This is a genomic window from Fretibacterium fastidiosum (genome assembly GCF_000210715.1).
GTDB lineage: Bacteria > Synergistota > Synergistia > Synergistales > Aminobacteriaceae > Fretibacterium > Fretibacterium fastidiosum.
The window spans coordinates 1,511,474-1,521,648 of the sequence record NC_021038.1 but is presented as its reverse complement, the minus strand read 5'-3'; the positions used below and the strand labels follow the sequence as shown (position 1 = coordinate 1,521,648).

Here is a 10,175-nt window from a genome sequence, read left to right as displayed (position 1 = left end):
GTAGCGCTCCCTGGTGTCCGCGGGGGCGAGGAGACGGTCAGCGGCCTCCTTCTGCACCATCAGGAGGCAGTAGGCCAGGCCCTTCGGGGCGAGGGCCAGCAGGCGCCAGATCAGGGGCGTCGTGATGCTGTAGGGGATGTTGGCGATCACCTTCGCGGGGAAGGGCACGAGGGCGGCGAGGTCCGTCCTCAGCGCGTCACCCCAGTGAAGGCACAGGCGCCCCTCCGACGCCGCGGCCAGCGCCTCAAGCTCAGGCCGCAGGCGCTCGTCCAGCTCGACGGCGTGCAGCAAACAGCCCCGCTCCAGGAGGGCGCGCGTCAGGACGCCCTGCCCCGGCCCGACCTCCAGGACGACGTCGCCCTCCCCCACCCCTGAGCGCTCGACGATCTCCGCCAGGACGCCGCGGTCGACCAGGAAGTTCTGTCCCAAGCGGCGCAGCGCGTGAAACCCGCCCGGCGCCCTGCCTCGCCCTGCCCTCAACGTTCGGCCGCGTCCTTTTTGACGCTGGCGCTAGCGCCGCCCGTGAGCCTCATCAGCCGGTCGGGCTCCACGGGGAAGAAGGCGTGGTCCGTACCCGCCGCCGCCCAGACGACTTCATACCGGAACAGGTCCTCGTCCAGCACCGCCCTCAGCGGCTGCGGGTATCCCAGCGGGGGGACGCCCCCCACGCGGAAGCCGTAGCTCCCGTACACGTCGTCCGCCGGCATCATCCGGCAGCGGCGTCCGCCGAAAGCGCGGGCCACGGCCCTGGAGTCGATCCTGTTCGAGCCGCTCATCAGCACCAGGACCGGTTCCCCGTCCACCAGACAGACGAGGCTCTTCAGTATCTCCTCCGGCGGCACGCCGATGGTGGCGGCCGCGTCCTCCACCGTGAAAATGCTCCCCTCCACGACCCGGATCTCGACGTCCTGGGCGCCCGCGGCGTCCAGCGCCCTCCGTACCCTTTCAACCGCTTCAACCGCGTCCCGACCCTGGGGCATCCTGCGCTCTCCTTCCGTGCAAAAGGAATGGTGCGGGCACGCCCGCAACGTTATTCTACACTAGAGGCCCTAGGAAGGGGACGTGCGGCCCCCCGCGCGGCGCCCTCGTCAAGGCCCCACTTGCGGCGCGTGTCCTAAAATGCTAATATACGCTTCGGCCCTGCACTCAGGATGTCGTCTCGGATCGGACGAATCCCTGGTCATGCGGCACGATTAGAGACAGAGGTGAACGAAATGATCCCGAAGGAAAAGAAACAGGAAGTCATCAGCGAGTACCGGACGCACGAGTCCGACACCGGCTCCCCCGAGGTTCAGGTGGCCGTGTTGACGGAGCGCATCCGCGAGCTGACGGAGCATTTGAAGGCCCACAGCAAGGACTTTCACTCCCGCCGCGGCCTTCTGAAGATGGTCGGAAGCCGGCGCAAGCTCCTGCGCTACCTCAAGGAAAAGGACTTCAACCGCTACAAGAGCCTGATCGAGCGACTTGGCCTGCGCCATTGATCGGCCCCGTCCTCAGGCTTTAAGGTAAAGGATTCCGCTTTTTGGAGGTGTTTCGTTTATGAAGAAGGACATTCATCCCGAATACCAGGATTGCAAGGTGACCTGCGCCTGCGGCAACACGTTCACCACCCGTTCCACGATGAAGGAGATCCGCGTTGGCGTCTGTTCGCAGTGCCATCCCTTCTACTCCGGCAAGAAGGGGCGCGTCCTCTCCGAGGCCGGCCGTCTCGAAAAGTTCCAGAAGAAGTACCAGGGCATCCACTACGGCCAGAAGACGGACGTTTAGCAGAGAGGAAGGAAGGGGCCCGCAAGAGCCCCTTTTTTATCATGCCCTGCACCGTTGCCCTGTTGGCGCACACGCCCCATCCGGACGAGCTGGTGGCGGCGGCGGCCCGCATCTGCTACAGGGACGTCACGGCGGCGGACCTCCTCGCCGGAGAGACGGGAGTCCCTCTCCGAGGCACTCCTGGACCAGCTGTGGCGGAGCGGACACCTCTCCACCTTCGAGCACGCCTCCTTCACCTTCGCCGTGGACGGGCTGAGCCGCGTGGCCTCGCACCAGCTGGTGCGGCACCGCATGGCCAGCTTCAGCCAGCAGAGCCAGCGTTACGTCCGGATGACGGGCTCCTCGGTCATCGTCCCCCCCTCCGTTGCGGACATGCCCGAAGCCGAGGCTCTGTTCCGGCGACAGTCCGAGGCCTCCTTCGCCGCCTACCGGAGGCTCGTCGAGCTGGGGGTCCCGGCGGAGGACGCCCGCTTCATCCTGCCCTACGGCTGGGAGACGCGGCTGGTCCTGACGATGAACGCGCGGGAGCTGCACCACTTCTTCCACCTGCGCCTCTGCCGCCGCGCCCAGTGGGAGATTCGCGCGCTGGCCCGACGGATGCTCCTCCTGTGCAGGCAGGAGGCCCCCGTCCTGTTTAAAAAGGCCGGTCCGTCCTGCATTTTTGGCGCCTGCGGCGAGGTCAAACCCTGCGGCAGGCCGTTTAAGGATATGGAGGATCTTCTTGTCGAGGATTAAACTTTGGCTGCTGGCCGCCATCGCGGCCTCCCGCCTTGTGACCGGGGAGGCGAAGCGCGTTCCCGTGGGTGGACAGGCCGTCATCGAGGGCGTCCTGATGAAGGGCCCCGCCCGCTGGGGCCTGGCCGTCCGCAGGCCCACCGGCGGCATCTTTCGCGAGCACTGGCCCAACAGCTCCCGGACGAAGCGCTTCCCCTGGAAGCTGCCCGTCCTTCGCGGGGCGGTCGTCCTGTGCGAGATGATGGCAACGGGGTTCAAGGCGCTGTCGCGCTCCGCGGAGGTCGCCCTTGAGGAGCAGGAGGAGACGCTGACCCTCAAGGACCTCCTCGTCGCCATCGCGGTCGGCGTCGCCGCCGTTGGCGGGCTCTTCGTGGCCCTGCCCCTCTGGGTCGCCGAGCTTCCCGGCCTGTCCCCTCTGTGGACCAACATGCTTGAGGGCGTCGTCCGGGCGCTCATCTTCATCAGCTACGTCGGAGTCATCGGACTGTGGGGCGACATTCGCCGCGTGTTCTGCTACCACGGGGCCGAACACAAGACGATCAACGCCTTCGAGAGCGGCCTGGAGATGACGCCGGAGAACATCCTGACCTGCTCCCGCATCCACCCCCGCTGTGGGACCTCCTTTCTCCTGATCGCCGTCCTCGTCAGCATCGCCGTGTTCTCCATCGTGGGAGGGGGCAGCTTCTTTCGTCGCGTCGTCCTGCGGGTCCTGCTCCTACCCATCGTGATCGGCACCTCCTACGAGATCATCCGCTTCGCCGCGGACTCGGGCCGGCTGGGGCGCATCGTCATCGCCCCCTTCCTCTCCCTGCAGTACCTGACGACCAGGGAGCCGGACCTCGGACAGGCGGAGGTGGCCCTGACCTCCCTGAACACGGCGATGGGGACCGGGGATGACGAGGAGCTCCCCGAAGGACAGCCCGTTAAGGAATCAATGGAGGACAACTCATGAACATCGAGCCCAAGCTTCAGGCCATAGAGAAGGAGTTCCTAGACATCGAGGAGCGGATGGGGGACCCGGCCACGGCCTCGGACCCCAGGGCGCTTCAGGACCTGGGAAAGAAACGAGCTCAACTGGAGCCCGTCGTGGAGAAGTACCGCGCGTACCGCGCCGCCGTCGCCAGCATCGCGGAGGCCAGGGACCTCCTGAAGGGCGGCGACCCGGAGATCGCGGAGCTGGCCAGGGAGGAGCTGAGCGAGCTTGAGCCTCAGATCGAGAACTTTGAAAAGGAGCTGACGATCCTCCTTCTCCCCAAGGACCCCAACGACGAAAAGAGCGTCATCGTGGAGATTCGAGCGGGCGTCGGCGGCGACGAGGCGGCGCTCTTTGCGGCTGACCTCTATCGCATGTACACCCGCTTCTGCGAGCGGCAGCGCTGGAAGATCGAGGTCATCGACAGCAGCCTCATAGGCCTTGGCGGCTATAAGGAGGTCATCTTCCGCATCGACAGCCACGGCGCCTACAGCATGATGAAGTACGAGAGCGGCGGGCACAGGGTTCAGCGCGTGCCGGTGACGGAGGCCAGCGGCCGCATCCACACCTCGAGCGCAACGGTGGCGGTGATGCCCGAAGTGGAGGACATCGAGATCGAGATCCGCCCCGAGGACCTGAAGGTCGACACCTATCGTTCCAGCGGCGCCGGAGGGCAGCACGTCAACATGACGGACTCCGCCGTGCGCATCACGCACCTGCCGACGGGCATCGTGGCCACGTGTCAGGACGAGCGCTCCCAGATCAAGAACCGCGCGCGGGCCATGGCCTACCTCAAGGCCAGGCTGTACGCCCTGGAGCAGGAGAAGCAGAACGCCGAACAGGCCAGCGAGCGACGCGGCATGATCGGGTCCGGGGACCGCTCCGAGCGCATCCGCACCTACAACTTCCCTCAGAACCGCATCACGGACCACCGAATCAACCTCACCCTCTACAAGCTGGACAACTACCTCGACGGGGACCTCTTCGAGATGATCGACGCCATGATCCTCGCGGAGCAGACGCAGAAACTCGAACACCTGGAGGAGTGATGAGCGCGGGAAGCGCAACCCTGCGTGCACACCTGACGTCCATCCGGAAGCGCCTCGCTGCCGCGGGCGCGGTCAACGCGGTGCAGGAGGCGCGATGGCTGCTCTGCGACGGCCTCCGCCTCACCTCGGCGGAGCTTCTGGCGCACCTGGAGAGGGAGGTCGTCCTGCCGGAGGCGCTGGAGGCCGGGGTGCGTCGCCGTGAGGCCGGAGAGCCCCTGCAGTACGTCCTGGGGACGGCGGACTTCTGGGGGCGCGACTTCCGCGTGGGGCCCGGCGTCCTCGTCCCGAGGCGGGACACAGAGGTCCTCGTTCGGGCCGCCCTGACCTCCTCCCGCAGGACGCGCCCTTCACGTTCCTGGACTGGGGCACGGGCAGCGCCTGCATCGCCGCGACGCTCCTCCTGGAGCGCCCCCCTGGCCCGCGGCATCCTGGCGGAGCGATCGCCCGACGCCCTGCGGTGGGCGGCCGAGAACCTGGCCCGCTGGAACCTGAGCTCCAGGGCCCGCCTCCTCCCCACCGACGCTCCGGAGGACATCGCCGTCCGGGGCGAGTGCGACCTCCTGATCAGCAACCCCCCCTACATTCCGAGGGGCGCGATCCCCCGCCTCATGCGCGAGGTGCGGGACCATGAACCCCACCTGGCGCTGGACGGAGGCGTGGATGGGATGGACTGCTACCGGGCGCTCCTGGCGAGCGCCCCGGCGTGGCTCAAGCCGGGGGCTTTCGTCATCCTCGAGACGGGAGAGAGCGACCAGGCCCGCGCCATTCGGGACGCTGTGGAGCGCTCCCCCGACCGGGCTTTCTCGTTCCTTCAGAGGATCGCGGACGACTCCGCAATTCTTCGTTGCGTTGTTTTAAAATATCGGGGATAATACCTAAAGAACGGCTCTGGCGCGCGTCGGAGGACCTGCAAGGGCTGCCCCGCCCGGCGGCCAGGCTGAGGCAAATCAATCATTAACCTTTAAGGAGTCGATGAAGTTATGGAAAAGCGTGAGCTCGTTATCATTGGCGCAGGCCCTGCGGGCATGTCCGCGGCCATCTATGGACGTCGCGCCGGGCTGGACGTCCTCCTTCTGGAGAGGGGCAGGACGGGCGGGCAGATCAACATCACCGACGAGATCGAGAACTACCCCGGAGTGCCGCACGCCACGGGACCCGAGGTCGGCGAGATGCTGCACCAGCACGCGCTGAAGTTCAACACGGATATCCGCACGGTGGACGACTCCAAGGTCGAGCTCCGCGGCGACAAGAAGATCGTCGTCACCAAGAAGGGCGACGAGACGAACGAGATCGAGGCCGAGGCCATCATCGTGGCGACGGGCGCGCACTTCCGCCGCCTGGGCTGCGAGGGCGAGGCCGAGCACATCGGCCAGGGCGTCAGCTTCTGCGCCGTCTGCGACGGCGCCTTCTTCGAGGACCTCGAGGTCGCGGTCGTGGGCGGCGGCAACACCGCCGTGGAGGAGGGCGCTTACCTCACGAAGTTCGCGTCCAAGGTCTACATCATCCACCGCCGCGACGAGTTCCGCGCCGACCGCGCGGCCATCGCCCAGGCGCTCTCCAACCCCAAGATCGTCCCCGTTTGGAACAGCGTCGTCGAGAAGATCGAGGGCGACGGCATGGTGGAAAACCTGGTCCTGAAGAACGTCAAGACCGGCGAGGTCTCCAACCTGGCCGTCTCCGGCGTCTTCATGTTCGTGGGACAGGCCCCCGATGACGACTGCGTGCGGGGGCTGGTGAAGGCCGAGAAGGGCGGCTGGATCATCACGAACGACCACATGGAGACTTCCGTGGAGGGGATCTTCGCCGCGGGCGACGTCCGCAGCAAGTACCTGCGTCAGGTCATCACCGCCGCCGCCGACGGCTCCGTCGCCGCCATGGCGGCCTCCGCCTACATCAACGAGCAGGTGCACCTGCGCTCCACGCTCCTGGAGCCGGAGCACGTCAAGGCCTTCTTCTACTCCAGCATCGACGAGAAGCAGGCGAAGCTCTCCAACGCCGCAGAGGCCGAGGCCAAGGCCCGCGACGTCAAGATCCCAGTCATCGACGGCTATCGCAACTCCCTCATGGCGGACAAGCTGGAGGTCACCGCCAAGATGCCCGCGGTGGTCGAGCTCAGCAAGGGCAAGGTCGTCAAGGTGACGACGGTCACCTCCGAGGCGGACCTGAAGAACGCCCTGTAGCGCACGCCAAAGTCCTCCGCGGCCTCCTGCAGGGAGGCCGCGGATTTTAATGCGTCCGGCGGAAGACGGCAGGTTGCCCGGTCCATCCCGTGCAGGGGACGGGGGCAAAGAGTAAAAATTCTCTCCCGAACGGCCGACAATAATTACCAGGAGGGATATCGCCTATGGAAAACAGGAACAACGCACATTTTGCCTATCAGGCAACGCAGATATCGACGGCGACGAAGGAACAGCTCCTGCTGATCACCTACGACATCGGCATCAAGGCCTGCCGCATGGCGGAGGCGGCTCTGACGGGCGAGGAGTCCGAAAAGGACCTGAGCGCGGCCAACCGCGAGATCATTCGGGCCCAGGAGGTCATCCGTGAGCTCATGGTGACGCTGAACACGGAGCGGGGCGGCGAGATGGCCCAGGGACTGATGCGCCTCTACGATTACATGTACCAGCTCCTGGTGGACGCCAACGTCAAGAAGGAGCCGGAGAACCTGCGCACCGTGCGCACGATGCTGGAGGAGCTGAAGACCGCCTGGGAGGGCGCGCTGGTCAAGCTGCTGCAGGAGTATCAGGCCGCCCACCCGGAGGATGAGGACCTGAAGAACGCCCTGGCGGAGCTTCAGGGCACGGGGGCGTCGGGCGCGGAGACGCCGGCCCGACCCGGAACCGCCCCCACCACGCTCCCGCCACGAAAGGCGGGTGGGGTCAACCTTGCCGGCTAACCTCGTCCGCGACGCAAAGGGCCTGCTTGCACAGGAGATTCAGCTGTACAGGACCCTGAGGGCGATGGTTTCCCGTGAACAGGAGGCCATCGTCCTCAACGAGGACATGGAGGAACTGCTGCAGATCCTTCAGGAAAAGGACGACGTTATCGCCCGCCTCCAGCTTCTGGCGGACTCCTGGGGCGACCTCCTGGGCTCCGCCGGGATCGACGGGCCGGCCGGCACGGAGGGCTTCTGGGAGCGCTTTCGGGCCCTCTTCCCCGACGACCGCGAGGTGTCCGCGATGCTGGACGAGGCCCGCGACGCGGCGGAGGACCTCATGAAGGCCGGGGACGAGTCCAAGCGCCTGCTGGAGCGGTACTCCGCCGGGCTGCGGGAGCAGCTGACCTCCATGGCGAAGGGGCGCTCAGCGGCGACGAGCTACGAACGGATGGGAGGGGCGTTCCTTTGACGCGCTCAAGGGCCTTGAAGCGCGGCCTCTGCCGCCTCCTCCTGCTCGTCCTCGCCCTGGAAGCCCTCGTGCCCGCTCCGGCCCCCGCCGCCGCGAAGCCCAGGAGCAAAAGCGGCGCTGCGGCCCCACAGACGGTCGCGTCCGGGGACATCTTCGACGACCCCGACCTGGAGAAGGAGCGGGCCATCGGGCGAAGGGCGCTGGAACAGATCGAGCGGCAGTGGCCCCTGGAATCCAACCCCGCCGCCATCGCCCGCCTCACCATGATCCTCAACCGACTGGAACCCCACATGCAGCGCCGCATCCCCTACGAGATCCGCCTGGTGAAGACGGAGGCGCTCAACGCCTTCTGCCTGCCCGGCGGCTTCATCTTCTTCACTTCGGGTCTCCTGGACCTCCTGAAGACGGACTCCGAGATCGCGGCGGTGATGGCCCACGAGATGAGTCACGCGGACCGCAAGCACAGCCTGCGCATGGCGGCTGAGGCCAACAAGGTCTCGATCGCCGCGCTGGCCGTGATGCTCCTGAGCGGCGGGGCCGGGGCGCCCATCCTCCTGGCTCAGGTCGCGCAGCTCGCCATCACGAACGCCTACTCCATAGAGCTGGAGACGGAGGCGGACCGTCTGGGGCTGGAAGCCCTCATCGCCTCGGACTACTACTCCCCCACGGGGATGGTGACCCTGATCGAGAAGTTCATGGACCAGGACCTGCGACAGCCCATCCGTGACTACGGCATCTACATGGACCACCCCACCTCCAGGCGGCGTCTCGAGGCCGTCCTGAAGACGCTTCGTGAGCGCGGGATTCCCGTGCGCCGAAAGTACCCCCTGGGGCTCCTCAGGACCGGCTTCCAGGAGACGAAAGACCGGATCGACCTCACCGTTGACGGCCTGCCCGTGTGGGGCGGCAAAAAGACGCTGGCGGCGCGCGAGGCCCTGACGAAAGCCCGGGAGGCCCTCGACGCCGACCTCCAGCTGGAGCTTGCCCCCTACGACCTCCACCTCGTCGGGGACGCCCTGTACGTCGGGAACCACCTGCTGGCCAGGCCGACGGAGGGGATGGACGGCCTGGACGGCTTCCGCGAGAAACTGCTGGTCGCCCTGAACGCGGCCCGCCGAAAGTCCCCGTCGGCAAAGTATTTTCAGTGAACGTCCTGTCATCGAAAGGAGCGCCCGTTCCGGGGCTCCTTTTTGACGGCCCGCGCTCCGGCACGAAACGGTTCTTCTCGAAGTTTCAATAAATTGATTTGCATTTTCGCCGCCGTTTACGGTATACTTCTCTAAAATGGTCGTGTGCCGTAGCGCATTATCGTGGAAGGAGATGCTGCTGCATGTCGGGTAACTGGAAGGATACGCTTACGGATCAGCTTTGCGATGCGTTTCTGACGCTCAAGACGCAGGAGGAGGTTTACGATTTCCTGGAGGACGTGGCCACGATCAGCGAGCTCAAGGCGCTCTCTCAAAGGCTCGAGGTGGCTCGTCTGCTTAAGGAATCCAAGACCTATCCCCAGATTGCCCAACAGACGGGGGCGAGCACCGCGACGATCAGCCGGGTGAAGAAGTGTCTTGACTACGGCACGGGAGGCTATAACGTCGTCCTGGAGCGGATGCAGAAGTAGCCGCACCGGGGACGGACGACGGAAGGGGGCTTCGCGCAACGCGCGAAGCCCCCTTCCGTCGTCCCCTCACCCCGTCCCTTCGGCTGCGCCGGAGGGCTCCAGCCGGAGGAGGCGTCCCCCAAGCGCCGCTTCCGCGTCCACGCCGTGCACGACGGCGATCAGCGTGCGCCCCGCACGGGCGGCCCGGATAAAGGCGGCCGCGCGGTGGAGGTTCACCCAATCCAGACCGCTGAAGGGCTCGTCCAGCAGCACCAGTTCCCCCGGCGCCATGAGCGCCCGCACCAGGGCCGCGCGCCGCGCCATCCCTCCCGAGAGCTCCCTCGCGGGGACGTCGGCGCTCTCCCTCAGCCCCACCGCATCCAGTGCACGCAGGACGTCCTCCCGCGGAGGCGGACGCCGGCAGCCCAGGGCCACGTTCCGCGCGGCGGACAGGTCCGGCAGCAGGCGGTCCTCCTGAAAGAGGGCCGACCGGGCGTCGGGCAACCCCGATATTTCCCCCGAATCCGGCCGCTCCAGCCCCAGCATCATGCGAAGGAGCGTCGTCTTGCCCACCCCGTTCTCCCCCGCCAGCACGGTGATCTCCCCCGCTCGGAACGTCAGGTTCAGGCGCCTGAACAGCACCCTTCCGCCAAAGGACTTCGAGAGCCCTCTCACCTCCACGTCCCTCATCGGCCGCCCATCCGCAG

At 66.5% G+C, this 10,175-nt stretch carries 14 protein-coding genes; 11 read left to right on the top strand and 3 right to left on the bottom strand.

What is annotated here, in order from left to right; all coding sequences use genetic code 11:
• Together SY1_RS07065 and SY1_RS07060 are read right to left on the bottom strand one after the other, a co-directional pair.
• Positions 1–480: ribosomal RNA small subunit methyltransferase A (locus SY1_RS07065; protein WP_279369727.1), on the bottom strand; the 480-nt coding region annotated here is incomplete at its 3' end.
• Complete coding sequence (locus tag SY1_RS07060) at positions 477–980, bottom strand: YbaK/EbsC family protein (RefSeq protein WP_015556619.1); 504 nt, start codon at positions 978–980, stop codon at positions 477–479. The genes SY1_RS07065 and SY1_RS07060, both read right to left, overlap by 4 nt.
• Positions 981–1,214: 234 nt before the next feature.
• Between SY1_RS07060 and rpsO the strand changes: the two genes are divergently transcribed.
• From rpsO to SY1_RS07005, 11 genes are all read left to right on the top strand, one after another.
• Complete coding sequence (gene rpsO / locus SY1_RS07055; RefSeq protein WP_015556618.1) at positions 1,215–1,481, top strand: 30S ribosomal protein S15; 267 nt, start codon at positions 1,215–1,217, stop codon at positions 1,479–1,481.
• Positions 1,482–1,539: 58 nt separating this feature from the next.
• Complete coding sequence (gene rpmE, locus SY1_RS07050; RefSeq protein WP_015556617.1) at positions 1,540–1,767, top strand: 50S ribosomal protein L31; 228 nt, start codon at positions 1,540–1,542, stop codon at positions 1,765–1,767.
• 54 nt (positions 1,768–1,821) lie between these two features.
• Positions 1,822–2,502, top strand: coding sequence for an FAD-dependent thymidylate synthase (gene thyX / locus SY1_RS07045; protein WP_243440617.1), 681 nt, complete (start codon positions 1,822–1,824; stop codon positions 2,500–2,502).
• Positions 2,489–3,454: a DUF1385 domain-containing protein gene (locus tag SY1_RS07040; protein ID WP_243440616.1), complete on the top strand. Its 966-nt coding sequence runs from the start codon at positions 2,489–2,491 to the stop codon at positions 3,452–3,454. The genes thyX and SY1_RS07040 overlap by 14 nt, the downstream gene beginning before the upstream one ends.
• Positions 3,451–4,524 (top strand): peptide chain release factor 1, encoded by a 1,074-nt coding sequence (prfA, locus tag SY1_RS07035; RefSeq protein WP_015556616.1) that lies wholly within the window; start codon positions 3,451–3,453, stop codon positions 4,522–4,524. Before SY1_RS07040 ends, prfA begins: the two co-directional genes overlap by 4 nt.
• On the top strand, positions 4,524–5,396 hold the full coding sequence (locus tag SY1_RS07030; protein WP_015556615.1) for a N5-glutamine methyltransferase family protein: 873 nt from the start codon (positions 4,524–4,526) through the stop codon (positions 5,394–5,396). Before prfA ends, SY1_RS07030 begins: the two co-directional genes overlap by 1 nt.
• Before the next feature lie 108 nt (positions 5,397–5,504).
• Entirely contained in the window at positions 5,505–6,704 is a 1,200-nt protein-coding gene (gene trxB / locus SY1_RS07025) for a thioredoxin-disulfide reductase (protein ID WP_015556614.1), read from the top strand.
• Between the two features lie 164 nt (positions 6,705–6,868).
• A complete protein-coding gene (gene fliS, locus SY1_RS07020) occupies positions 6,869–7,420 on the top strand; it encodes a flagellar export chaperone FliS (RefSeq protein WP_015556613.1) in 552 nt (183 codons plus the stop codon).
• The gene (gene flgN, locus SY1_RS07015; RefSeq protein WP_208873227.1) at positions 7,410–7,871 is read left to right on the top strand and encodes a flagellar export chaperone FlgN; all 462 of its coding nucleotides are present in this window, start codon (positions 7,410–7,412) and stop codon (positions 7,869–7,871) included. Before fliS ends, flgN begins: the two co-directional genes overlap by 11 nt.
• Positions 7,868–9,019 (top strand): M48 family metalloprotease, encoded by a 1,152-nt coding sequence (locus tag SY1_RS07010; protein WP_208873226.1) that lies wholly within the window; start codon positions 7,868–7,870, stop codon positions 9,017–9,019. The genes flgN and SY1_RS07010 overlap by 4 nt, the downstream gene beginning before the upstream one ends.
• A 182-nt stretch (positions 9,020–9,201) precedes the next feature.
• Complete coding sequence (locus tag SY1_RS07005) at positions 9,202–9,489, top strand: YerC/YecD family TrpR-related protein (protein WP_015556612.1); 288 nt, start codon at positions 9,202–9,204, stop codon at positions 9,487–9,489.
• 66 nt (positions 9,490–9,555) lie between these two features.
• Here SY1_RS07005 and SY1_RS07000 read toward each other — a convergent pair.
• Positions 9,556–10,175: ATP-binding cassette domain-containing protein (locus SY1_RS07000; RefSeq protein WP_208873225.1), on the bottom strand; the 620-nt coding region annotated here is incomplete at its 5' end.

Excerpts from the sequence above, each read along its gene's own strand:
- SY1_RS07030 (WP_015556615.1), top strand. The coding sequence starts at position 4,524 with ATGAGCGCGGGAAGCGCAACCCTGCGTGCACACCTGACGTCCATCCGG.
- rpsO (WP_015556618.1), top strand. The coding sequence starts at position 1,215 with ATGATCCCGAAGGAAAAGAAACAGGAAGTCATCAGCGAGTACCGGACG.
- prfA (WP_015556616.1), top strand. The coding sequence starts at position 3,451 with ATGAACATCGAGCCCAAGCTTCAGGCCATAGAGAAGGAGTTCCTAGAC.
- trxB (WP_015556614.1), top strand. The coding sequence starts at position 5,505 with ATGGAAAAGCGTGAGCTCGTTATCATTGGCGCAGGCCCTGCGGGCATG.
- rpmE (WP_015556617.1), top strand. The coding sequence starts at position 1,540 with ATGAAGAAGGACATTCATCCCGAATACCAGGATTGCAAGGTGACCTGC.
- SY1_RS07060 (WP_015556619.1), bottom strand. The coding sequence starts at position 980 with ATGCCCCAGGGTCGGGACGCGGTTGAAGCGGTTGAAAGGGTACGGAGG.
- fliS (WP_015556613.1), top strand. The coding sequence starts at position 6,869 with ATGGAAAACAGGAACAACGCACATTTTGCCTATCAGGCAACGCAGATA.
- SY1_RS07005 (WP_015556612.1), top strand. The coding sequence starts at position 9,202 with ATGTCGGGTAACTGGAAGGATACGCTTACGGATCAGCTTTGCGATGCG.